We start from the raw sequence: 22,056 nt of genomic DNA on the forward strand, positions 1-22,056 counted from the left end.
AACAACATTACTTTATCAGATAGCAGAGTATTTGCTGTAAAGAGGTGCACAAAAGAAGTGAAAGAGGATTCTCCAGAACGGCAAAAGCCCCAGCATTTCTGCTGAGGCTTTCTAAATATGGTCAGTGAAGAGCTGAGTTCAGAAATAGCCGACCCCCTGACCCTTTGGTCTCGTTCATTGGTTAAATACAGAATTCAGAACGAAAAAAGCCTCGTCATAAAGACGAGGCTTTTCAGAATATGGTCGGTGAAGAGCCGAATTCAGGAATAGCCGAACCCCCGACCCTCAGGTTCCGTTCATTAACTAAATACGGAATTCCAAAATGACAAAAGCCCCAGCATTTCTGCTGAGGCTTTCTAAATGTGGTCGGTGAAGAGGGATTCGAACCCCCGACCCTCTGGTCCCAAACCAGATGCGCTACCAAGCTGCGCTATTCACCGAAATGTTGTTCTCATTTGAAATGCTGCCAGAGGGTCACCCTCTAGTCCCGCTATTCTAAAATCGGGATGCGCTACCAAGCTGCGCTATTCACCGAATTTGTTGTTCTTATCACTGAGAACGGATGCGTATAATACGGTAAATTTATCAGGACGCAAGCCATTTTATAAAGTTTTTTCTGAAATAAATCTGTTTGGTTAAAACAGAAGCAATCCGCCTTAAAGTGTGACTAAAAACGCAACAATAAAAACATACGCTTAACTATTTTGCCACAATTGATCTAGATCAGAACATAAAGCATACGCAACCTCTATGTTACTTATTGTCTTCACTAACGTTTTTAGGAGGAACTATGGACTTTTGGTTAGATCTTTTATTTGGCAACGCTGTAGGTTTGTCTTCCATGATAGTTATCTTTGGCGCCCTTGGTCTGATGCTATTTTTCGGTAGTTACTTCATTTATAAAGCGGTGAATGACAAATCTCCTCACTAGATCGCTTAGCAATTAAAGCTATTGCTCCGGAACAAATTGACTATTTGTTCCGGTTTTCTTTGTCTGAAATTTGCCCCTGCTGATATACTCTCTGTTATCCGGTTCCATACAGTTATCCTTCTATGTCTCAACACGATGATTTCGAGCTATTCCAGCAGATGATGGAAGATGTAAAACCCATCAAACAAGACACCGCAGAACTTAAAAAACAGCATCAGGTCACGGAAACGCACCTGACCAAGCAGAGAGCAGCAATGTGGCTTAGTGAACAAGAGCCCGATTACCTCTCCTTAGATCATGCTGTCATGCTTAAGCCGGAAGATATCATTGCTTTTAAGCGCGATGGTGTTCAGGAAGGCGTCTTCCGCAAACTCCGCCTTGGTAAATACCCGATACAAGCCAAACTGGATCTGCACAGAAGAACGCTAAAAGAAGCCAGAGACGAGATTATCCGCTTTCTGAAGCAGTGCCTGAGAATGGATATACGCACGGTTATTATCGTTCATGGTAAAGGAGAACGTTCTAACCCACCCGCTATGATGAAAAGCTATACGGCAAGCTGGCTGGAACAGATTAGCGATGTTATGTGTGTTCATTCTGCACAGCAGTTTCATGGTGGCTCCGGCGCGGTATATGTTCTTCTCAGAAAGAGTGCAGAGAAAAAAGCAGAAAACAGAGAGCGTCATCAAAAACGTATGGGTTAGACGATTATGTGGTAGACTTCCCCCTCTTCAGCTCTCCTCATCAGGAAAGTTTTTATTACCGTTGTGAAACGCAAGAGAAAATCTATGTCTTCTGAAATCCAGCTTAAACGCCTGAACAAGTTTATTAGCGAAACAGGATTCTGTTCCCGCCGCGAAGCAGACCGCCTTATTGAACAAGGACGCGTCAGTATAAATGGTAACCAGCCAGAAATGGGCACTAAAGTGCACCCGGACGACGATGTACTGGTCGATGGCAAACCACTAAGGGCGAAAGCTAAACCCATCTATATTGCTCTTAACAAGCCCACCGGCATCACCTGCACTACCGAACGCGATGTCGAGGGAAATATTGTCGACTTTATCGGTCTTAAACAGCGCATTTTTCCTATAGGACGCCTGGATAAGCCCTCTGATGGTTTGATTTTCCTCACCAATGACGGCGATATCGTCAATAAGATCCTTCGCGCAGGCAATAACCACGAAAAAGAGTATGTAGTAAGGGTCGATAAACCAGTGAGCAAACAGTTTCTTGACAAGATGGCATCGGGTGTCGAAATTCTTGATACCGTAACACTGCCATGTAAAGTGACTCAGGAGACCCGTTACTCGTTCAGAATTACCCTGACGCAAGGCTTGAACAGACAAATCCGCAGAATGTGTGAAGCACTTGGTTACGAGGTATTTAAGCTACGCAGAGTGCGTATTATGAATATCACCATTGATGGTATACCGAATGGTAAATGGCGTTATCTGACCGACAGCGAAGTGGCCGAAATTACCCATATGATTTCGGGCTCAAGTGGTACAGAAGAAGCCTCCTCTAAAGACAATAAAGGGAAGAAAATTAGCAAGGCCACAGACGCCAAGCTATTTGACAGCCGGGAAGAAAACCAGCACTCAAAAGCGCGAAGAAACCAGAAGCATAAAACCTTTAAAGGCAACAATGCCGAGAAGTATCGTCATGCTCCGGGTAAAGGGAAAACCAATAAAAACAGCAGCAGAGTAAACAAAACTTCTGAGAAAACGCCGGCTAAACGTATTGGTGGTACTCTATCCCTGAACAAATAATCTGACAAAGTAATATCAGGGCAGCCCGGCTGCCCTGTTTTTTCAGGTTAAACTAACAAACTCGGCCTGGGTTAGCTTTGCTAAATCCTCAGGAGACAACTCTATCTCCAGCCCCCTTTTGCCGGCTGATACACAGATGGTCTGCTGACCAACTGCTGATGCATCAATAAAAGTTGGCAACGCTTTTTTCTGTCCCAAAGGGCTTATACCTCCGACAACATATCCTGTCACTTTCTGGGCAATATCCGGGTCCGCCATATCGGCTTTTTTCGCCTTAGCCGCTTTGGCTGCATTCTTCAGATTGAGCTTCTGCTTTACCGGAACCACGGCAACAGCCAACTGCTTCGGCTCTCCGTTGAGACAAAACAGCAGAGTCTTAAACACCTGCTCTGCAGGTTGCCCTAGCACCTCAATCGCCTCCAGACCGTAACTGGAGTGCGATGGGTTATGCTTGTATTGATGAATCTTGAATGTAACCTTGCTCTTCTTAGCGGCATTGATAGCGGGCGTCATAAAGTACCTGAAAATTAGACAGAAAAAAGGCGATGCAGTTGCATCGCCTTAATCTACGTCGGATTATCAGTAATCGTCAAGATTACTTATAAACGATTTCACCTTTTGGCTCAAACTTGCTTACGTCGATTGGGCTGTTCTTCTCAAGGAAATCTTTAAGAACCTCAGCATCTACGAAGCCAGTGTTAACGTGGCCAGGGTTAGCAGTTAGTTTAGGATAGCCGTCACCACCTGCTGCATTAAAGCTTGGTACTGTAAAGCGGTAAGTCTTAGCCATATCTAGTGGCTTACCACCGATCATTACGTTGCTTACTTTACCGTCAGCAACAGTCATAGAAATACCAGCGAACTGAGCGTATGCACCAGAGTCAACAGGCTTAGTTGCAACAACGTTCAGGTAATCCAGTACTTCAGCACCAGACATGTCGTTAGTAGTGATTGCGTTACCAAATGGCTGTACAGTCAGAACATCTTTATAAGTAACGTCACCAGCTTCGATTGACGCACGAACACCACCAGAGTTCATTACTGCGAAGTCTGCATTGGTACGTGCCATATGTGCAGAAGCAATCAGACGGCCAAGGTTAGTCTGCTTGAAGCGAACGATGTTACGCTCACCAACCAGCGTACCGTTAGTTTCAGCGATCTTGCCTTCTAGCTGAGCTTTACCCTTCTCTTGGTAAGGCTGCAGGAATGCGATCATCTCAGCATCCTGAGGGATCTCTTTCTGGATAAATACGCGCTTCTTCTTACCGTCAACCTTGATCTTCTTCTTCAGGTTAACGGGAACTAGATCGTAGCTTACCATCTCTAACTCACCGTTGCGGAATTCGTAGTCAGCACGACCAACGTATTTACCCCACTCGTGAGCCTGAACAATCCAAGTACCATTTTGGTTGTCTGGCTTACACTCATCACCCGGCTTGAACTTTTTGTTCATTACGTTCGGGCCTTCCATACATACTGGCTCCTGAGAGTGACCACCAACGATCATGTCCAGAGAACCTTCATCAAGGAAGCGTGCAAGAGCTACGTCACCCGGTGCGTTGACACCACGGTTGCCATCTTCGTAGTGACCCATATGAGTCAGAGCAAAGATTAGATCAGGTTTTTCAGTCTTTTCGATTTCTGCAATCAGTTTCTTCGCTTCAACTTTAGGATCGCGGAACTCAAGGCCACTGATGTACTCAGGGTTACCGATTTTCGCGGTATCTTCAGTCGTCAGACCGATAAGAGCAATCTTGATGCCTTGCTTCTCAACCATCTGATAAGCTTGATACTTACGCTTACCTGTAGCTTTGTCATAGATGTTTGCAGACAGAACAGGGAAGTTAGCCCAGTCGATTTGCTTTTCAAGAACAGAAAGAGGGTTGTCGAACTCGTGGTTACCTAGTGCCATCGCATCGTAACCAATCTTGCTCATACCTTTGAAGTCTGGTTCAGCATCTTGTAGATCTGACTCTGGAACACCAGTGTTGATATCACCACCAGATAGAAGAAGTACGCTACCACCTTCTGCAGCAACTTCAGCACGAATTTGGTCGATCAGCGTCTTACGCGCTGCCATACCATATTCGCCATATTTGTTAGACCAGAAACGACCATGGTTATCGTTAGTATGCAGAACAGTTAGCTTGTAAGTCTGATCTTGCTCCCACGCAGGACCTGATGCACATCCGGCAAGAGTCGCCAGAATAGCAGTACTTACTGCTGTTTTTAGTAATAGGCGTTGCTTCATCTTGAATTACCTTTCTTATTAAATCGAGGGGATTTCCACTGCTTTTTGTGTTCCCGGCCAGCCAACGGAGGGCAGAAAACATGAAGTAGTTTAAGATAAGTAAAGAAATCTATCTTAGTGATTTCATCATTATCAATTTCAGATCACCTTTATAGTACATAAAGGTTGTAACAGTAAATCAACATTGCACGCAAAACCAAGGCTTATCACAGGCAAACGCTTGCTTATGATCTTGGTGCTTTTGCTCTATCGTGCTAACGTCTGTTTACTCTTTAAACTAAAGATATCACTCGGTGACCTAAGCAAATAAGTATATACAGATAGAAAAAAGCCAGCGAAAACGCTGGCTTAAAAGTTTGAGCTAAGTCTTATTTAATTTCGATTTGTGGAAAACTTTTAATCAAATCATCCAGAGCTTTCATCTGACTCAGGAAAGGTTCCAGTTTATCCAGTGGTAATGCAGAAGGACCATCACAGCGCGCTTGATCCGGATTTGGGTGCGCTTCAATAAATAGACCGGCAATACCAGTCGCCAGACCAGCTTTTGCCAGCTCAACAGTTTGTTCACGACGGCCGCCGGAAGCTGCTCCCGATGGATCACGCATCTGCAGAGAGTGAGTGACATCAAAGATGATCGGGCTTCCCTTAGACTCTTTTTTCATTACGCCAAAGCCAAGCATATCCACCACAAGATTATCGTAACCATGGCAAGAACCACGTTCGCAGAGGATGATATTTTCATTTCCGCACTCGGCAAATTTCTCTACGATATTGCCAACCTGACCCGGGCTCATAAACTGAGGTTTCTTCACGTTTATAACCGCTCCCGTTTTTGCCATCGCTTCCACCAGATCGGTCTGACGGGCAAGAAATGCCGGAAGCTGAATAACATCAACAACGTCAGCGACAGGTTGTGCCTGCTCTTCTGTGTGTACATCAGTAATGATTTTTACACCAAAAGTATCTTTTAGTTCCTGAAAGATCTTCATACCTTCTTCCAGACCCGGGCCACGATAAGAATGCACTGAGCTACGATTTGCTTTGTCGAAAGACGCTTTAAACACGTAAGGAATACCCAGCTTTTCTGTTACCTTCACATAATGCTCACAGATTTGCATAGCCAAATCACGGGATTCCAGAACATTCATACCAGCGAAAAGGGTGAAAGGTTTGTCATTAGCAACAGGAATGTCACCAACATGAACGATTTTTTGTTCCATCATTTGTCTCTACATTTAATGAATTGTAACTGAGTTTTCATCCAGCGCTTTTAACTGACTCTTCAGCAACTCTGCTGCTGGGTCTTCCGGGCACTGGTCAATAAAAAACTGATAATCATTTTTAGCAACCTGATGACAATCAAGCTGCTGATATATAAAGCCTCTGTCGCGAATCTCATACGGATCATCAGGAACAAAGGTCAACGCTAGATCGGTACATTTAAGGGCAAGGGTATAGCGCTCTTCGCGAAGCAGTGCACTTTTCAGTATCGCCAGCCAGCGGCCAATAACCGTAGGATGGTCTGCTGATTCAAGGTGCTCCGACTTAAGCTCAGCCAGCGGTCCTTCCTGACCAATCAGCCAGGCCTGAAGCACACTCTCTGCCACGTACTCGCCATTATAAGGGTTAACATATCTGACCGGTTCATCATGCCAGCTCACTTTAACCAGAAACTGAGTAGGAAAAGTGACGCCTTCCAGCGGAAAGCCAAGCTTACGGCCAAAATAGAGCAGCAAGGCACCAAGACTGACAGGAATACCTTTACGACGCTGTAATACTTTATCAATAAATACGTTTTCAGATGAGAAATAGGCTTCGCTGTCACCGGCAAAGTTCCAGTCGTAATAGAACACTCTCAGAAACGATTCAAATTTCTGTTTCTCATCCAGTTCATTGACCAACAAAAGTTCAGCGTCGTTATAAAGCCTGTCCAGCTCAGCTTCAACCCAGTTTACCTCTACTTCAGGGTTGACGGCATGATTCAAGGCTATTGCACCCTCAACCAGCTCCAGTTGATCCAAGTCCTCATCAAACAAATCAAACATGTTTTATCCCAGTAACGAAGTTGATTTGGTCATTGCAATATTGGCCGCCATCAGCATCCAGCCCAGCGCACCAAAAAAGCCAAAAATTCTTAGTAGTTTGTTCTTTGCCATTCTCAGGGCAAAAAAGCCTAATGCAAAGTAAGCAAGAATACAGGTTGTTTTTTGGGTGAACCACTCCGCTCCCGGCGTGAAAGGTACAAAGCCCATAGCAAACACTAAACCTACCCCTGACAAAATCAGAATAGTATCAACTACGTGAGGTGCAACTCTGATAAGCTTTTTTTCCATTAATTGAGATTCAGCCATCACAAGAGCAAATCTCACTGAAAGTAGTAGTGCACTCAGTGCAATTGCCAGAAAATGAATATGTTTTAATGCGAAATACACAGTATTCTCTCTATAAAGTTTAGTTATTCTACCAACTGACCCATGGTTACCCGGTCATTTCCGGCATAGTCCTGCTCAGTTGATACGCTAGTATAGCCAAATTTCTCCATTAATTGGCGAACTTCTTTGCCCTGCTCAAAGCCGTGCTCAAACAGTAACCAACCCTTGTCTTGCAGGTAGTTTCCGGCGTTCTCTGCGATATGACGAATATCAGCTAGGCCTTTCTGCTCAGAAACTAATGCTGACAGCGGCTCAAAGCGGACATCTCCGCGCAATAAATGGGGATCATTTTTCTCAATATAAGGAGGGTTTGAAACAATAAGTGAGAAAAGCTCACTGCTACCGGATTGCTCAACGGGTTCAAACCAGCTGCCCTGAAGAAAACGACTATTTTTCAGTTCAAGGCGGGCGGCGTTTTCCGTCGCAAGCTCAACCGCTTCCGGACGTAAATCGATACCGGTAACCTGACTTGATGGCAGCTCAGAAGCTAATGCCAGAGCAATGGCGCCCGTTCCTGTGCCAAGATCCAGTATATTGTTTGGTTCTGCGGTTGCTTTTTCCAACGCCAGTTCAACCAGACGTTCAGTATCAGGGCGCGGAATCAATGTTGACGGAGAAACCTTCAGAGGCAGAGACCAAAACTCCCTTTCTCCGACAATATAAGCAACAGGTTCACCTTTCAGCCTTCTTTCCATCAGAGTATAAAAAAGTTCAAGAGTCTGCTGATTTAATACTTTTTCCGGCCAGGTAAGAAGGTAACTGCGTGGTTTATCCAGCGCATGACATAACAAGACCGCAGCATCAAGTGCTGCGGAATCACTGCCACTGTCGTGTAGTTCGACAATGGCTTTTTTTAATGCATCTTCAATAGATGGCAAATTATCAGACATGGCTGTTGATTAGTTTTGCTCTGCTAAAGCAGCTAACTGATCCGCCTGATGCTCCTGAAGCACAGGGTCAACCAGACTCTGAAGGTCACCTTCCATGACTTCAGCCAGACGGTATAAGGTCAGGTTGATGCGGTGATCAGATACACGACCCTGAGGATAGTTATAAGTACGGATACGGTCACTACGGTCACCAGAGCCCAACAGGTTACGACGGGTATCTGAAACTTCCGCAGCACGGCGTGCCTCTTCTGCCTGAATGATTCGCGCAGCCAGAACAGACATAGCCTTAGCTTTGTTCTTATGCTGAGAACGTTCATCCTGACACTCAACCACAGTACCAGTTGGTAAGTGAGTAATACGGATAGCGGAGTCCGTGGTGTTAACGTGCTGACCACCGGCACCAGAAGCGCGGAATGTGTCTATCTTCAAATCAGCAGCCTTAATTTCCGGCAGGTCGGCTTCAGGGATCTCAGCCATCACAGCGACGGTACAAGCTGAAGTATGAACACGACCCTGTGATTCAGTCGCTGGTACACGCTGAACACGGTGACCGCCAGACTCAAACTTAAGTACACCATAAGCGCCGTCGCCGGATACCTTGGCAATCATCTCTTTGTATCCGCCCTGCTCAGAGATATTTGAGCTCATCACTTCGATGCGCCAGCCCATTTTTTCTGTATATTTGCTATACATCCGGAACAAGTCACCAGCAAAAATACCCGCTTCATCACCACCGGCACCGGCTCGAATCTCCAGGAAGCAGTTACGCTCATCGTTTGGATCTTTCGGAATAAGCAGAATTTGTAGATCATCAGCCAGTTTTTCAATTAAAGCTTCAGATTCTTTAATCTCTTCCTGTGCCATCTCACGCATCTCAGCGTCATCTTCTTTTGCCATCTCCTCTGCGGCAGCTAAATCTTCGTGCGCCTGCTGATAAGCCTGAAAGCACTTAGTCACTTCTTCCAGTTGTGAATACTCTTTTGACAGGGCACGGAATTTGTCTTGGTCGCCAATAATATCGGGATCGCCAAGCAGGTGCTGAACTTCCTCATAACGCTCTACAAGGGTTTCAAGCTTAGTAAGAATGGATGATTTCATAGTCTTCTTTAATTCTGTTGAAGGTCGTCAAGACCCAGACTCTGTCGGATAACAGAGAGCTTTTCTGGTTCTCCTTGCTCAGCGGCGCTTTGTAGCGCTCGTGTCGGAGCATGGATAAGTCGATTTGTCAGCTTATTACCTAATTCATGCAGGATCTTCTCCGGATCACCACCAGATGCCAGAGACTGAATGCTTTTCGCGATTAACTCTTCGCGGATACTATTGGCTGAATTACGGTATTCTCTGATGCTATCGACAGCTTGTAAAGAGCGAAGCCATGTCATAAACACCGCACTCTCTTCAGTCACAATTGCTTCCGCCTGAATAGCTTCGACTTTTCGTTGTTCAATATTCTGATTTACGATGGATTGCAAATCGTCGACAGTATACAAATAGACGTCGTTCAGATCACCTACTTGCTGTTCAACATCTCGCGGTACAGCGATATCAACAATCAGAATCGGCTGTCTTTTGCGCTTTCTGATTGCGGTTTCTACCATTCCCTTACCAATAATAGGCAGAGGACTGGCCGTTGAACTGATCACAATATCGGCTTTATGCAGATGTTCCGGAATATCCTGAAGGCTGATAACATCGGCATTAAACTGTTCCGCCAGATTCATCGCCCTTTCACGGGTACGGTTGGCAACAATCATCTTTTCGCAGCCATTATCGGACAGGTGCTTAGCCACCAGCTCTATGGTTTCTCCCGCGCCAACCAGAAGCACGGTAGATTTCTCAAGGGATTCAAAAATATGTTTTGCCAACGTACAAGCGGCGTAGGCAACAGACACTGCACTTCCGCCAATTTCCGTCTCTGTGCGCACCCGTTTAGCCACTGAAAAAGTTTTCTGAAACAGCTTTTCCATGGTGCTGTCTACCGCTTTATCTTCTCTGGCACCGGAATAAGCCTGCTTAACCTGGCCTAAAATCTGCGGTTCGCCTAATACCAGTGAGTCCAGCCCGCACGATACCCTCATCAGGTGTTTAATCGCCGCCTGCTCTTCATAGATATATAAGCTGGGTTTTAACTCTTCAGGTTTAACCTGATGGAACTGAGATAACCACTCTATCACTTTGTTTTTATTGGCAGAGTTTTTCAGATCACAATAGATTTCTGTACGGTTACAGGTAGATAAGATAACCCCACTATGTACATGTGCGTTAGACTTCAGTTGCTGATGAGCCTCTGTTAACTTCTCAGGGGAAAACGCAACCTTTTCTCGCAATTCAACCGACGCTGTATTGTGATTGATACCAATAGCAAGCAAAGACATTAAATAGGATTTCTCAACGTTGGAAAATAAATCAAAAACAGAATTTTACTTGATGGCTACCCGTAATGAAAGAGTATCGCCTATTTGTTTTTCTGACTTCGTGATTTAGGTGATATAGTTACCCCTAAAGTTGTAATGGCTTTCTAATCCCTTGTGTTAAACCAAGACAAATACGTCAACAAATGAATAACATTAAATCAATACTTTTTCTTTCCCTGTCACTTTTGATACTGGCAGGATGTGAAACCGTACCACAACTTTCTGAGACTAATGTCCAGTGGGAAAGCCATCAGGCTCAGCTGGCTAAAATAGAACAGTTTGAAGCAACCGGGAAAATTGGCTTTCGCTCTCCTGAAGAACGCTTTTCCGCCAGCTTTAACTGGAAACAGACGGCCGACTCAAGCCAGCTAAAGCTATTCAACCCTCTGGGTAAAACCGTATTAACCCTGAACATCAATAAGCAAGGGGCGACTCTGGTTAACTCTGACAACCAGACTTTTTTCAATAAAGATGCCAGCACTCTCTTCTATCAGCTAACCCGATTGCAATTTCCGGTAGAACAGCTTAAAGACTGGTTAAAAGGACAGCCGGCTCAGGCAGATAGTTACGCCTTAAACGAAACACATACACTGAGTTCCCTCAGCAAAACAATTAACCGCCAACTCTGGCAACTTGATTACACCAGCTATCAGGATATCAACAACACACCAATGCCTTACAAAATGAAACTGGCCAAAAAAGATACTCAGGTACAAATTGTTGTCTCAACATGGAAAATCGATTCATGATCACCCAGAAAACCCAGTGGCCTTCTCCGGCTAAACTCAACCTGTTCCTTTACATTACCGGTCGCAGGGAGAACGGTTATCATGATCTGCAAACCCTGTTTCAGTTTCTCGACCATGGTGACCAGCTAACCATTACCGCAAACCAGAGCGGTGAAATAACACTAACCCCTGAAATAGAAGGGCTTCCCGTTGAACAGAACCTGATTTGGAAAGCGGCTCAGGCACTAAAACCGTATACGCCTGATGAGTTTGGTGCCGATATCCATCTGGAAAAGATCCTTCCTATGGGCGGCGGTATCGGTGGTGGTTCATCAAATGCCGCAACGGTGCTGATCGCATTAAACTATCTATGGCAGCTCGGTTTGTCTGACGACAAGCTGGCTGAAATCGGACTGGATCTCGGCGCTGATGTTCCTGTTTTTGTCAGAGGATTTGCTGCTTTTGCAGAGGGTGTAGGAGAGAAATTGCAACCGGTTCGGCCGGATGAGAAATGTTATCTGGTCGTCAGACCGGACGTCAGTATCTCAACCGCAGAGATTTTCTCCCACCCGGATTTAACCAGAAACACGCCAAAACGTCCTATTTCTGAGCTGATAAGCGGATCACAAGAAAACGATTGCGAAAAAATCGTCCGATTGCTCTATCCAGAGGTTGATAAGCAACTTTCATGGCTGCTACAATACGCGCCGTCAAGATTGACGGGAACCGGTTCCTGTCTGTTTTCAGAGTTTGAAAACAGAGACGAAGCTGAGAAGATCCGTGCTAAACTTCCTGACAGTGTCTCTGCTTTTATAGCACAAGGACGAAATATTTCGCCTTTAAAAGAAACACTTGCTAACTATCAGTTAGCTAACACCCAACCGAACTAAAACTGGACGCAACCCTGAGGTTTCCACCGTGCCTGATATGAAGCTATTTGCTGGTAACGCTACACCTGAACTAGCCCAACGTATTGCTGATCGTCTCTATATTTCCCTTGGTGATGCTACTGTAGACCGTTTCTCTGATGGAGAAGTCGCAGTACAAATCAATGAAAATGTCCGTGGTAGTGATGTATTCATTATCCAATCTACTTGTGCACCAACCAACGACAACCTAATGGAACTGGTTGTTATGATTGATGCTATGCGCCGCGCATCTGCCGGCCGGATTACCGCCGTAATCCCTTACTTCGGCTATGCCCGTCAGGATCGTCGCGTACGTTCTGCCCGTGTGCCGATTACAGCAAAAGTTGTTGCAGACTTCCTGTCTAACGTCGGTGTTGACCGCGTACTAACCATCGACCTGCACGCTGAACAGATTCAGGGTTTCTTCGATGTTCCTGTAGATAACATCTTTGGTACTCCGGTACTGATGGAAGATATGATCGAACGTGGACTGGAAGATCCTGTTGTCGTATCTCCTGATCTTGGTGGTGTTGTTCGCGCACGTGCAACAGCAAAAGCCCTTGGTAATGTTGATATCGCTATCGTAGATAAGCGTCGTCCACGTGCCAACGTCTCTGAAGTGATGAACCTGATCGGCGACGTTGAAGGCCGTGACTGCGTTATCGTTGACGATATGATCGATACTGGCGGCACTCTGTGTAAAGCAGCAGAAGCACTGAAACAACGTGGTGCCAAGCGTGTATATGCATATGCGACTCACGCAGTATTCTCCGGGAACGCAGCGAAAAACATCGGTGGTTCAGTTCTGGATCAGGTAATTATTACTGACTCCATTACTCTGACTGATGAAATGAAAGCGACTGGAAAAGTGACTCAGTTAACCCTATCCAGCATGCTGGCTGAAGCGATTCGTCGTATCAGCAACGAAGAATCTATCTCTGCCATGTTTAACTAATTATTTTAGTTCGGCCAGAATAGTAGAAAGACGCTTCACTCCGGTGAGGCGTTTTTTATTATCGCCAGCTCTGAGGAACACCAGCGTTGCTAGCCTGTAAAGCAGATCCTGTGCTACCATAGCGCGCTTTTTGTGAATGCAAGAGAGAAGTTCATTGTGAGTCAGCAAATAAAACTGCTTGTCGGACTGGCAAATCCGGGACCTGAGTATGCTAAAACCCGGCATAACGCCGGTGCTTGGGTAGTAGAAGAGCTAGCCAGAGTTCATAACGTTACGTTAAAGAATGAGAGCAAATTTTTCGGCTATACCGGCCGGATTATGGTACATGGGCAAGATCTTCGCCTACTGGTACCAACAACCTTTATGAATCTTTCCGGAAAAGCCATTGCTGCTCTGGCCAAGTTCTATCAAATCAAGCCGGAAGAGATAATGGTCGCTCATGACGAACTGGATCTACCACCCGGTGTCGGAAAATTCAAAAAAGGCGGTGGCCATGGTGGTCACAACGGGTTGAAAGATACCATCAACAAGTTGGGTAACAATAAAGAATTCTATCGCTTACGGATAGGCATTGGCCATCCGGGGCATAAAGATAAAGTGTCAGGTTATGTGCTGGGTAAAGCCCCGGCAAAAGAACAGGAATGCATAGACGCAGTGGTTGACGAATCCGTTCGCAGCCTGGACATCCTGTTAAAAGATGGCCTGACAAAAGCGCAAAATCGCTTACATACGTTCAAAGCAGAATAAGGTTTATATCATGGGTTTCAAATGTGGCATCGTTGGCTTACCAAACGTAGGTAAATCAACTCTGTTTAATGCACTGACTAAAGCGGGAATCGAAGCCGCTAACTTCCCTTTTTGTACTATCGAGCCTAACACAGGAATAGTTCCTGTACCGGATCTACGTCTTGATGCACTGGCAGCTATCGTTAATCCGCAAAAGGTTTTGCCTACCACAATGGAATTTGTTGATATCGCCGGACTGGTAGCAGGCGCTTCAAAGGGTGAAGGTCTGGGTAACAAGTTTCTGGCAAACATCCGTGAAACCGATGCTATCGGTCACGTAGTTCGCTGTTTTGAAAATGAAAACATCGTTCACGTAGCAGGCAAAATCTCCCCTCTGGAAGATATTGAGATCATCAATCTAGAGCTGGCACTAGCCGATCTGGACTCTTGTGAACGTGCACTTCAACGTCAGGCGAAAAAAGCCAAAGGCGGAGATAAAGACGCTAAGTTTGAAATTACCGTTCTGGAAAAACTTCTGCCGGTACTGACTGAAGGTGGCATGGCAAGAACAGTAGCGCTGGCAAAAGAAGAGCTGGCAGCGATCAACTACCTTAACTTCCTGACCCTGAAGCCAACCATGTACATTGCCAATGTTAATGAAGATGGTTTTGAAGATAACCCGTATCTTGATCAGGTTCGTGAGTTTGCGGCAAAAGAGAACAATGTAGTGGTACCTGTATGTGCTGCAATTGAGTCTGAGCTATCAGAACTGGACGACGAAGACAGAGAAGAGTTTCTGGCAGATATGGGTATCGAAGAGCCAGGCCTGAACCGTGTTATCCGCTCAGGTTATGAGCTGCTGACTCTGCAAACCTACTTCACAGCAGGTGTAAAAGAAGTTCGCGCATGGACAATTCCTATCGGAGCAACAGCACCGCAAGCCGCAGGTAAAATTCATACCGACTTTGAAAAGGGCTTCATTCGTGCTGAAGTTGTTGGTTATGATGACTTTATCGAGCATCAGGGCGAAAGTGGTGCAAAAGAGGCCGGAAGATGGCGTCTTGAAGGTAAAGACTATATCGTGAAAGATGGTGATGTAGTTCACTTCCGCTTTAACGTATAACCTCTTTAAGAAGCCAGCACAAGTTGCTGGCTTTTTTCTTTCTTGCAGCATCCAATTTGGCTGTTTAACGGTTTTTTTTGGGTAAAAATAGCCCGCTTTGTTTAAAAAAAACCCGAACAGTCAATCTTAAGCAATTTATTCAAAAAAACTATTGACGGTTTTCCTACAGATCCGCATAATGCGCTCCGTTCCTGTCTCAGGGGGTCAAACTCCAAAAGGGCAGAAAACGAGAAAATGGCTACGTAGCTCAGTTGGTTAGAGCACATCACTCATAATGATGGGGTCACAGGTTCAAATCCCGTCGTAGCCACCATTTCCTAAAAACATTTTATTAAGTGTTATTAGGAAATATGCGGAAGTGGCGGAATTGGTAGACGCACCAGATTTAGGTTCTGGCGCCGCAAGGTGTGAGAGTTCAAGTCTCTCCTTCCGCACCATATTTAGTTGGGCTATCGCCAAGCGGTAAGGCACCGGCTTTTGATGCCGGCATTCCCTGGTTCGAATCCAGGTAGCCCAGCCATATTATTGATGGTTGAATTACTCGACGTCATAAACAGTTTGATACCAGCATTCCCTGGTTCCCTCTCTGTTTAAAGAACTCAGGTAGCCCAGCCATATTATTAATGATTGAGTTCAATCATTATTCAATAATAGTGTGAATAATACTGTTATTAGAGCTGAGATTGTATTATATTGTCTCGCTCAATTTAGATGGCTACGTAGCTCAGTTGGTTAGAGCACATCACTCATAATGATGGGGTCACAGGTTCAAATCCCGTCGTAGCCACCATCATTTTGTTTAACGGTTTATACCAATTAACCGTTAGATAAATCAGAAAACTTGAGACGCGGAAGTGGCGGAATTGGTAGACGCACCAGATTTAGGTTCTGGCGCCGCAAGGTGTGAGAGTTCAAGTCTCTCCTTCCGCACCATCTCACTGTTCTCTGATAAAAATTTGCGGAAGTGGCGGAATTGGTAGACGCACCAGATTTAGGTTCTGGCGCCGCAAGGTGTGAGAGTTCAAGTCTCTCCTTCCGCACCATTATTCTTTAGTGATAAAGATTAGAGTGGCTACGTAGCTCAGTTGGTTAGAGCACATCACTCATAATGATGGGGTCACAGGTTCAAATCCCGTCGTAGCCACCATTTACAAAGTTCATTGGCTTTTACCAGTTAGCGGATGAACCAAACAGTTTGAGCGCGGAAGTGGCGGAATTGGTAGACGCACCAGATTTAGGTTCTGGCGCCGCAAGGTGTGAGAGTTCAAGTCTCTCCTTCCGCACCATTATTCAGTTGGGCTATCGCCAAGCGGTAAGGCACCGGCTTTTGATGCCGGCATTCCCTGGTTCGAATCCAGGTAGCCCAGCCATTATTATCAGTGGTTGAATTACTCGACGTCATAAACAGTTTGATACCGACATTCCCTGGTTCCCTCTCTGTTTAAAGAACGCAGGTAGCCCCGCCACTATTTAAACTCTCTGGTTTTACCAAAGAGCACAATATTAATAAGAGTCTCCAATTCTCTTATTAATTACAGATATAAGTTGCGGAAGTGGCGGAATTGGTAGACGCACCAGATTTAGGTTCTGGCGCCGCAAGGTGTGAGAGTTCAAGTCTCTCCTTCCGCACCATTATTTAGTTGGGCTATCGCCAAGCGGTAAGGCACCGGCTTTTGATGCCGGCATTCCCTGGTTCGAATCCAGGTAGCCCAGCCACTATTACAATATTAATAAGAGTCTCCAATTCTCTTATTAATTACAGATTAAGTTGCGGAAGTGGCGGAATTGGTAGACGCACCAGATTTAGGTTCTGGCGCCGCAAGGTGTGAGAGTTCAAGTCTCTCCTTCCGCACCATTATTCAGTTGGGCTATCGCCAAGCGGTAAGGCACCGGCTTTTGATGCCGGCATTCCCTGGTTCGAATCCAGGTAGCCCAGCCACTATTTAAAACTCTCTGGTTTTACAAAAGAGCACAATATTAGTAAGAGTCTCCAATTCTCTTATTGATTACAGATTAAGTTGCGGAAGTGGCGGAATTGGTAGACGCACCAGATTTAGGTTCTGGCGCCGCAAGGTGTGAGAGTTCAAGTCTCTCCTTCCGCACCATTATTCAGTTGGGCTATCGCCAAGCGGTAAGGCACCGGCTTTTGATGCCGGCATTCCCTGGTTCGAATCCAGGTAGCCCAGCCACTAATTATCTTGGTTGATTAATTCAGCCAAAGAAAAACTCGCTTTATGCGAGTTTTTTTGTATCTGTACAATTCTAATTAGCGGTTCTTAATCATAACTGCTTCCTCTTTCATCAGGCAGATATCAATAAAAAACCCACCGCGAATTGGGTGGGCTTATTCATGTTTGAGTTCGACATCTGCCAAACAACTTCTCAATACGGATAGCTATTTTAGTCCTAACGCATACTTCAATACTTGTTTCTTTATAGGCCCGGAGTTTTCAGCCGCTTTTAACGCAATATTTCTGATAAGTTTAACCGGCGCAATATCATTACTAAAGGTTGTATAGAAGAAGTCCATACCCGTTTGCATTAACAAGTTATCTGCCCTGCGGGCATTCTGATACTTCTCCATAGAGTGCTCTGACAATGCCTCTACTCCGTTTACAACGGATAATAACGCCGAGACATCTTTAAACCCAAGATTCACACCCTGTCCTGCCAACGGGTTAATGGTATGAGCAGCATCACCCAACAAAACACAGCGGTTGTTAAAGTAGCTTTGTGCATGCCTGCGGGTCAAAGGGAATGAACCAGACTGCAACACTTTGATATCACCTAGCTCAGCGGGGAAATGAAAAAGCACTTCCTGTCTCAATTGCTCGCTGTTCATCTTACTTAGCTGCCTGATGCGTTTTGGAGAGTCGTACCAGACAAGGGAACCTTGTCTTCCCGGAAGAGGCAGGAAAGAGCGCGGACCGGACGGAGTGAACCATTGCCATGTAATATCTTGCTGAGGCTTTTCTGTTTCAACGTTAATCAACATACATGACTGACGATAATCCCACGCTGTAATACCTATTCCTGCATCGGCTCTTACTTTTGAGTTAGCACCATCAGCACCAACAACCAATTGGGCTTCAAGCTCAACGCCGGACGAAAGTGTGACTAGGTTATGCTCAGGATAAAACTCAAGTGATGCCAATGAATCAGGGCAGAATATCTGCAAATTATCGTACAGCTCAAACTGCTGCCATAACCCCAGTTGTATCACTCTGTTCTCAATGATATAACCCAGTTGTTCCAGTTGCAGTTCATCACTATGAAATCGGGTACGGCACTCTTCATGTTCCCATGTTTCCAGACGGCGATAGGGGCAAACTCTCTTATCCTTGATGCTTTGCCAGGCATTGAGCTCTTTCAGCAGATCAACAGAAGCCATAGAGATAGCAGATACACGTACATCCATAGGCTGATGCTCAGCAAAAGCTTTCGGAGCTTTTCCTTCAACTAATGCGACTTTCCTGCCCTGCTTTGCCAGCCCTAATGCGGTTGCAGCACCGACCATACCGCCACCAACGACTACGATATCAAACTCTTGCTTCTGCATACTTCCATCTCTTCGTATAACTGATTCGCCATTCTAAATTAAAACCGCCATATAACAGAATGTTTCAGAGTACTTTTTTAAACCGTAATAAATCACAGATAAAATATCTTCATCCGTATACACATAACCATAAAGTAAATAGGGTGGTTGTAGGCAAACCGATTTCATTGACAACACCTCTGGTCAGGTGGATTTTAAAGCAGTACAATACGCGGCTTGCCGACGATGTAGCCGGCAGCACTATGAGCAAACAAAGCTTAAACTAAAGAATTAATGACGAGCGAATGTAACATGAGTAAGAAACTGCTAATTAAAACTTGGGGTTGCCAGATGAACGAATATGATTCATCAAAAATGGCAGATCTGCTTAATGCCGCTAACGGCTATGAGCTGACAGAAGATCCTGACGAGGCAGATGTTCTACTTCTGAATACCTGTTCGATTCGTGAAAAAGCGCAAGAAAAAGTATTCCATCAGCTTGGGCGCTGGAAAACCCTCAAAGATAAGAAAGAGGGTGTGGTTATCGGTGTTGGCGGCTGTGTAGCAACACAGGAAGGCGATCATATCCGTGAGCGTGCCCCGTTTGTAGATGTTATTTTTGGCCCGCAAACCCTTCACCGCCTGCCGGAAATGATCAAAGCATCTCAGAACGATGATGCGCCTGTAATGGATATTTCTTTCCCTGAAATCGAAAAATTTGACCGACTTCCTGAGCCTCGCGCTGAAGGTGCTACTGCTTTCGTATCTATTATGGAAGGTTGTTCTAAATACTGTACTTACTGTGTGGTTCCTTACACACGTGGTGAGGAAGTCAGCCGTCCTATGGACGATGTGCTATTTGAAGTAGCACAGCTTGCTGAACAAGGTGTAAGAGAAGTCAACCTGCTTGGTCAAAACGTAAACGCCTACAGAGGCCCGACGCACGACGGCGAAATCTGTTCATTCGCTGAACTACTGCGTCTTGTGGCATCTATTGACGGTATCGACAGGCTTCGCTTTACCACCAGCCACCCGCTGGAATTTACCGACGACATTATTGCCGTGTATGAAGACACACCAGAACTGGTGAGCTTCCTGCACCTTCCGGTACAGAGTGGTTCTGACCGTATTCTGACTATGATGAAGCGCCCGCATACCGCTATCGAATATAAATCGATTATCCGTAAGCTGAGAAAAGCTCGTCCTGATATTCAGATCAGTTCTGACTTTATCGTCGCTTTCCCGGGTGAGACTGACAAAGATTTTCAGGACACAATGAAGCTGATCAGAGACGTCGATTTTGATATGAGCTTTAGCTTTATCTTCTCTCCACGTCCGGGAACGCCAGCGGCAGATTACCCTTGTGACCTGTCTGAAGATGAGAAGAAACAACGCCTGTATGAGCTACAACAGCAGGTAAACAGTCAGGCGATGAGATACTCCCGTCAAATGCTAGGCACTGAGCAGCGTGTTCTGGTGGAAGGCCCGTCTAAAAAGAACCTGATGGAGCTGAGAGCACGTACAGAGAATAACCGTGTTGTAAACTTCGAAGGTTCTGTCGATCTGATTGGTCAGTTTGTTGATGTGAACATTACCGATGTGTTCCCTAACTCCCTTCGTGGTGAGCTGGTAAGAACCGAAAATGAAATGAATTTGCGTGTGGCTATGTCTCCTTCTGCAATGATGAAGAAGGCTAAAAAAGAGGATGAGCTGGGTGTGGCAACCTTCACACCATAGTCAAGTCACCATTTAGCGCTATACTTAATAAAAGCCTAGAGCCCGGTCGAAGTCGGGCTCAGTAGCGGCAAACAGAGAGGTAAAATTGAGCAATAAAATTGTTACGCTAGAGATAGATCTGGAACCTTCTGATAATCACAGATTATCCAGCCTTTGTGGCCCATTCGACGACAACATCAAACATCTGGAACGCCGTCTCGGTGTTGAAATTAACCACCGCGGCAACGCATTCTCCATTGTAGGTAAACCGCATACTGCGGCAGCAGCACTGGACATTATTAAAACCGTTTACGTTGATACGGCTCCGGTCAAGGGCGCTATTCCGGATATAGAACCAGAACAGATCCACCTTGCCATCAAAGAATCCGGTGTTCTGGAACAGACCACTGAATCAAATATTGAGCACGGCAAAGAGGTCTTTATTAAGACCAAAAAAGGTGTCATTAAACCGCGTACTCCAAATCAGGCGCAATATCTGGTCAATATGGTCACTCACGATATCAGTTACGGTATCGGCCCTGCCGGTACGGGTAAAACCTATCTGGCCGTTGCTGCAGCTGTAGATGCACTGGAACGTCAGGAGATCCGCCGTATTTTGCTTACCCGTCCGGCAGTGGAAGCCGGCGAGAAACTGGGGTTTCTGCCCGGTGATCTGAGCCAGAAAGTAGACCCTTATCTTCGTCCCCTGTATGACGCACTGTTTGAAATGCTTGGCTTTGAGCGGGTAGAAAAGCTTATCGAGCGTAATGTTATTGAAGTAGCGCCGTTGGCGTACATGCGCGGCCGTACCTTAAACGATGCCTTTATTATTCTTGATGAGAGCCAGAACACCACTGTCGAACAGATGAAAATGTTCCTGACCCGTATTGGCTTTAATTCAAGGGCAGTGATTACCGGTGATGTTACTCAGATTGATTTACCAAGAGGGGGCGAAATCCGGTCTGCGTCACGCTATCGAAGTGCTCTCTGAGGTAGATGAAATAAGCTTTAACTTCTTCCAGGCCGATGATGTTGTTCGTCACCCTGTGGTCGCCAGAATTGTAAACGCCTACGAGAAATGGGAAGCCAAAGATCAGAAAGAGCGCAAAGAGTACGAAAAGCGTCGTCGTGAAGAGCGTGAAGCCCTTCAGGCAGCTGCACAAGTACTCTCCCCCGCGACTCAGGAAGCAGAAAAATAATGGCTATCGAACTGGATTTACAAATCGCGACAGAAGCACAAGACAAACTACCCGGCAAACAAGAGTTTCAGCTCTGGCTGGATAGTGCGGTCTCTCTGTTTCAGCAAGACGCAGAGGTCACTATCAGGCTGGTCGATGCAGAAGAGAGTCAGCAGCTCAACTCTGAGTATCGCGGCAAAGATAAACCTACCAATGTGCTCTCCTTCCCGTTTGAAGCACCTCCGGGTATTGAACTTAACCTGCTGGGTGACTTAATCATCTGTAAACAGGTGGTTGAAACAGAAGCGAGTGATCAAGGTAAACCATTGAACGCACACTGGGCGCATATGGTTGTACATGGTGCCCTTCATCTGCTAGGTTATGATCATATTGCTGATGATGAAGCCGAAGAGATGGAATCTCTGGAGACAGAAATCATGCAGAAAATGGGTTTTGATGATCCTTATATTGAAGAAAAATAAGGATTGGCAGAG

At 45.6% G+C, this 22,056-nt stretch carries 19 protein-coding genes, 16 tRNA genes and 1 pseudogene; 26 read left to right on the top strand and 10 right to left on the bottom strand.

All coding sequences use genetic code 11. The features are described 5' to 3' along the window. Window positions 1-363 precede the first annotated feature (363 nt). Window positions 364-440 (bottom strand) — tRNA-Pro (locus PK654_RS11695). A 350-nt stretch (window positions 441-790) separates the two neighbouring features. Between PK654_RS11695 and PK654_RS11700 the strand changes: the two genes are divergently transcribed. The 3 genes from PK654_RS11700 to rluF all read left to right on the top strand — a co-directional run bounded on the left by PK654_RS11700 (window position 791) and on the right by rluF (window position 2,703). Next, on the top strand, window positions 791-931 hold the full coding sequence (locus PK654_RS11700; protein WP_271695969.1) for a DUF3149 domain-containing protein: 141 nt from the start codon (window positions 791-793) through the stop codon (window positions 929-931). Between the two features lie 122 nt (window positions 932-1,053). Beyond that, complete coding sequence (gene smrA, locus PK654_RS11705) at window positions 1,054-1,635, top strand: DNA endonuclease SmrA (RefSeq protein WP_271695970.1); 582 nt, start codon at window positions 1,054-1,056, stop codon at window positions 1,633-1,635. Window positions 1,636-1,719: 84 nt separating this feature from the next. Beyond that, the gene (gene rluF, locus PK654_RS11710) at window positions 1,720-2,703 is read left to right on the top strand and encodes a 23S rRNA pseudouridine(2604) synthase RluF (protein WP_271695971.1); all 984 of its coding nucleotides are present in this window, start codon (window positions 1,720-1,722) and stop codon (window positions 2,701-2,703) included. A 42-nt stretch (window positions 2,704-2,745) separates the two neighbouring features. Here the strand turns inward: rluF and ybaK are convergent, their stop codons facing one another. The 8 genes from ybaK to hemA all read right to left on the bottom strand — a co-directional run bounded on the left by ybaK (window position 2,746) and on the right by hemA (window position 10,651). Next, window positions 2,746-3,216: a Cys-tRNA(Pro) deacylase gene (gene ybaK, locus PK654_RS11715; RefSeq protein WP_271695972.1), complete on the bottom strand. Its 471-nt coding sequence runs from the start codon at window positions 3,214-3,216 to the stop codon at window positions 2,746-2,748. Window positions 3,217-3,298: 82 nt separating this feature from the next. Next, window positions 3,299-4,954 carry a bifunctional UDP-sugar hydrolase/5'-nucleotidase UshA gene (gene ushA / locus PK654_RS11720; RefSeq protein WP_271695973.1) on the bottom strand — a complete coding sequence of 552 codons (1,656 nt, stop codon included), beginning with the start codon at window positions 4,952-4,954 and terminating at the stop codon, window positions 3,299-3,301. Window positions 4,955-5,322: 368 nt separating this feature from the next. Further along, window positions 5,323-6,174 (bottom strand): 3-deoxy-8-phosphooctulonate synthase, encoded by an 852-nt coding sequence (gene kdsA, locus PK654_RS11725; protein WP_271698865.1) that lies wholly within the window; start codon window positions 6,172-6,174, stop codon window positions 5,323-5,325. A 15-nt stretch (window positions 6,175-6,189) separates the two neighbouring features. Next, the gene (locus PK654_RS11730; protein WP_271695974.1) at window positions 6,190-6,999 is read right to left on the bottom strand and encodes a SirB1 family protein; all 810 of its coding nucleotides are present in this window, start codon (window positions 6,997-6,999) and stop codon (window positions 6,190-6,192) included. A 3-nt stretch (window positions 7,000-7,002) separates the two neighbouring features. Then, entirely contained in the window at window positions 7,003-7,386 is a 384-nt protein-coding gene (locus tag PK654_RS11735) for a SirB2 family protein (protein ID WP_271695975.1), read from the bottom strand. Window positions 7,387-7,409: 23 nt separating this feature from the next. Continuing rightward, a complete protein-coding gene (gene prmC, locus PK654_RS11740; protein WP_271695976.1) occupies window positions 7,410-8,276 on the bottom strand; it encodes a peptide chain release factor N(5)-glutamine methyltransferase in 867 nt (288 codons plus the stop codon). 9 nt (window positions 8,277-8,285) lie between these two features. Then, the gene (gene prfA / locus PK654_RS11745; protein ID WP_271695977.1) at window positions 8,286-9,374 is read right to left on the bottom strand and encodes a peptide chain release factor 1; all 1,089 of its coding nucleotides are present in this window, start codon (window positions 9,372-9,374) and stop codon (window positions 8,286-8,288) included. Between the two features lie 8 nt (window positions 9,375-9,382). Beyond that, the gene (gene hemA, locus PK654_RS11750) at window positions 9,383-10,651 is read right to left on the bottom strand and encodes a glutamyl-tRNA reductase (protein WP_271695978.1); all 1,269 of its coding nucleotides are present in this window, start codon (window positions 10,649-10,651) and stop codon (window positions 9,383-9,385) included. Between the two features lie 182 nt (window positions 10,652-10,833). Between hemA and lolB the strand changes: the two genes are divergently transcribed. The 20 genes from lolB (at window position 10,834) to PK654_RS11850 (ending at window position 17,319) form a co-directional block, all read left to right on the top strand. Then, complete coding sequence (lolB, locus tag PK654_RS11755) at window positions 10,834-11,439, top strand: lipoprotein insertase outer membrane protein LolB (RefSeq protein ID WP_271695979.1); 606 nt, start codon at window positions 10,834-10,836, stop codon at window positions 11,437-11,439. Next, window positions 11,421-12,308 (top strand): 4-(cytidine 5'-diphospho)-2-C-methyl-D-erythritol kinase, encoded by an 888-nt coding sequence (ispE, locus tag PK654_RS11760; RefSeq protein WP_271695980.1) that lies wholly within the window; start codon window positions 11,421-11,423, stop codon window positions 12,306-12,308. Before lolB ends, ispE begins: the two co-directional genes overlap by 19 nt. A 28-nt stretch (window positions 12,309-12,336) precedes the next feature. Next, window positions 12,337-13,281 carry a ribose-phosphate pyrophosphokinase gene (locus PK654_RS11765; RefSeq protein ID WP_271695981.1) on the top strand — a complete coding sequence of 315 codons (945 nt, stop codon included), beginning with the start codon at window positions 12,337-12,339 and terminating at the stop codon, window positions 13,279-13,281. A 156-nt stretch (window positions 13,282-13,437) separates the two neighbouring features. Next, complete coding sequence (gene pth, locus PK654_RS11770; RefSeq protein WP_271695982.1) at window positions 13,438-14,028, top strand: aminoacyl-tRNA hydrolase; 591 nt, start codon at window positions 13,438-13,440, stop codon at window positions 14,026-14,028. 10 nt (window positions 14,029-14,038) lie between these two features. After that, a complete protein-coding gene (ychF, locus tag PK654_RS11775) occupies window positions 14,039-15,130 on the top strand; it encodes a redox-regulated ATPase YchF (RefSeq protein WP_271695983.1) in 1,092 nt (363 codons plus the stop codon). A 236-nt stretch (window positions 15,131-15,366) separates the two neighbouring features. Continuing rightward, a tRNA-Met gene (locus tag PK654_RS11780) sits at window positions 15,367-15,443 on the top strand. A gap of 39 nt (window positions 15,444-15,482) precedes the next feature. After that, window positions 15,483-15,567, top strand: a tRNA-Leu gene (locus tag PK654_RS11785). 8 nt (window positions 15,568-15,575) lie between these two features. Continuing rightward, window positions 15,576-15,650 (top strand) — tRNA-Gln (locus tag PK654_RS11790). 193 nt (window positions 15,651-15,843) lie between these two features. Next, window positions 15,844-15,920, top strand: a tRNA-Met gene (locus PK654_RS11795). A 58-nt stretch (window positions 15,921-15,978) separates the two neighbouring features. Beyond that, window positions 15,979-16,063, top strand: a tRNA-Leu gene (locus PK654_RS11800). Window positions 16,064-16,088: 25 nt separating this feature from the next. Next, window positions 16,089-16,173 (top strand) — tRNA-Leu (locus PK654_RS11805). A gap of 27 nt (window positions 16,174-16,200) precedes the next feature. Next, window positions 16,201-16,277, top strand: a tRNA-Met gene (locus tag PK654_RS11810). A 54-nt stretch (window positions 16,278-16,331) separates the two neighbouring features. Beyond that, window positions 16,332-16,416 (top strand) — tRNA-Leu (locus PK654_RS11815). Window positions 16,417-16,425: 9 nt separating this feature from the next. After that, a tRNA-Gln gene (locus PK654_RS11820) sits at window positions 16,426-16,500 on the top strand. Window positions 16,501-16,677: 177 nt separating this feature from the next. After that, a tRNA-Leu gene (locus PK654_RS11825) sits at window positions 16,678-16,762 on the top strand. Window positions 16,763-16,771: 9 nt separating this feature from the next. Further along, window positions 16,772-16,846 (top strand) — tRNA-Gln (locus PK654_RS11830). Window positions 16,847-16,900: 54 nt separating this feature from the next. Beyond that, window positions 16,901-16,985: transfer RNA gene (locus PK654_RS11835), tRNA-Leu, on the top strand. A 9-nt stretch (window positions 16,986-16,994) separates the two neighbouring features. Then, window positions 16,995-17,069, top strand: a tRNA-Gln gene (locus PK654_RS11840). A gap of 81 nt (window positions 17,070-17,150) precedes the next feature. Further along, a tRNA-Leu gene (locus tag PK654_RS11845) sits at window positions 17,151-17,235 on the top strand. 9 nt (window positions 17,236-17,244) lie between these two features. Then, a tRNA-Gln gene (locus PK654_RS11850) sits at window positions 17,245-17,319 on the top strand. A 206-nt stretch (window positions 17,320-17,525) separates the two neighbouring features. Here the strand turns inward: PK654_RS11850 and PK654_RS11855 are convergent. Further along, window positions 17,526-18,689 (bottom strand): 2-octaprenyl-3-methyl-6-methoxy-1,4-benzoquinol hydroxylase, encoded by a 1,164-nt coding sequence (locus tag PK654_RS11855; RefSeq protein ID WP_271695984.1) that lies wholly within the window; start codon window positions 18,687-18,689, stop codon window positions 17,526-17,528. A 291-nt stretch (window positions 18,690-18,980) separates the two neighbouring features. Here PK654_RS11855 and miaB point away from each other — a divergent pair, with 291 nt between their 5' ends. The 3 genes and pseudogenes from miaB (at window position 18,981) to ybeY (ending at window position 22,044) form a co-directional block, all read left to right on the top strand. Next, window positions 18,981-20,405: a tRNA (N6-isopentenyl adenosine(37)-C2)-methylthiotransferase MiaB gene (gene miaB, locus PK654_RS11860; protein ID WP_271695985.1), complete on the top strand. Its 1,425-nt coding sequence runs from the start codon at window positions 18,981-18,983 to the stop codon at window positions 20,403-20,405. 85 nt (window positions 20,406-20,490) lie between these two features. Continuing rightward, window positions 20,491-21,583 (top strand): annotated as a pseudogene (locus PK654_RS11865) (PhoH family protein). Further along, entirely contained in the window at window positions 21,583-22,044 is a 462-nt protein-coding gene (ybeY, locus tag PK654_RS11870; RefSeq protein ID WP_271695986.1) for an rRNA maturation RNase YbeY, read from the top strand. Before PK654_RS11865 ends, ybeY begins: the two are co-directional and overlap by 1 nt. The last annotated feature ends 12 nt before the right edge of the window (window positions 22,045-22,056 follow it).

It is taken from the genome of Vibrio sp. SCSIO 43137 (assembly GCF_028201475.1).
Taxonomy (GTDB): Bacteria; Pseudomonadota; Gammaproteobacteria; order Enterobacterales; family Vibrionaceae; genus Vibrio.

Bases quoted from the DNA above. Each gene is read 5' to 3' on its own strand.
- PK654_RS11700 (WP_271695969.1), top strand. From the start codon at position 791: ATGGACTTTTGGTTAGATCTTTTATTTGGCAACGCTGTAGGTTTGTCT.
- smrA (WP_271695970.1), top strand. From the start codon at position 1,054: ATGTCTCAACACGATGATTTCGAGCTATTCCAGCAGATGATGGAAGAT.
- rluF (WP_271695971.1), top strand. From the start codon at position 1,720: ATGTCTTCTGAAATCCAGCTTAAACGCCTGAACAAGTTTATTAGCGAA.
- ybaK (WP_271695972.1), bottom strand. From the start codon at position 3,216: ATGACGCCCGCTATCAATGCCGCTAAGAAGAGCAAGGTTACATTCAAG.
- ushA (WP_271695973.1), bottom strand. From the start codon at position 4,954: ATGAAGCAACGCCTATTACTAAAAACAGCAGTAAGTACTGCTATTCTG.
- kdsA (WP_271698865.1), bottom strand. From the start codon at position 6,174: ATGGAACAAAAAATCGTTCATGTTGGTGACATTCCTGTTGCTAATGAC.
- PK654_RS11730 (WP_271695974.1), bottom strand. From the start codon at position 6,999: ATGTTTGATTTGTTTGATGAGGACTTGGATCAACTGGAGCTGGTTGAG.
- prmC (WP_271695976.1), bottom strand. From the start codon at position 8,276: ATGTCTGATAATTTGCCATCTATTGAAGATGCATTAAAAAAAGCCATT.
- prfA (WP_271695977.1), bottom strand. From the start codon at position 9,374: ATGAAATCATCCATTCTTACTAAGCTTGAAACCCTTGTAGAGCGTTAT.
- hemA (WP_271695978.1), bottom strand. From the start codon at position 10,651: ATGTCTTTGCTTGCTATTGGTATCAATCACAATACAGCGTCGGTTGAA.
- lolB (WP_271695979.1), top strand. From the start codon at position 10,834: ATGAATAACATTAAATCAATACTTTTTCTTTCCCTGTCACTTTTGATA.
- ispE (WP_271695980.1), top strand. From the start codon at position 11,421: ATGGAAAATCGATTCATGATCACCCAGAAAACCCAGTGGCCTTCTCCG.
- ychF (WP_271695983.1), top strand. From the start codon at position 14,039: ATGGGTTTCAAATGTGGCATCGTTGGCTTACCAAACGTAGGTAAATCA.
- PK654_RS11855 (WP_271695984.1), bottom strand. From the start codon at position 18,689: ATGCAGAAGCAAGAGTTTGATATCGTAGTCGTTGGTGGCGGTATGGTC.
- miaB (WP_271695985.1), top strand. From the start codon at position 18,981: ATGAGTAAGAAACTGCTAATTAAAACTTGGGGTTGCCAGATGAACGAA.
- ybeY (WP_271695986.1), top strand. From the start codon at position 21,583: ATGGCTATCGAACTGGATTTACAAATCGCGACAGAAGCACAAGACAAA.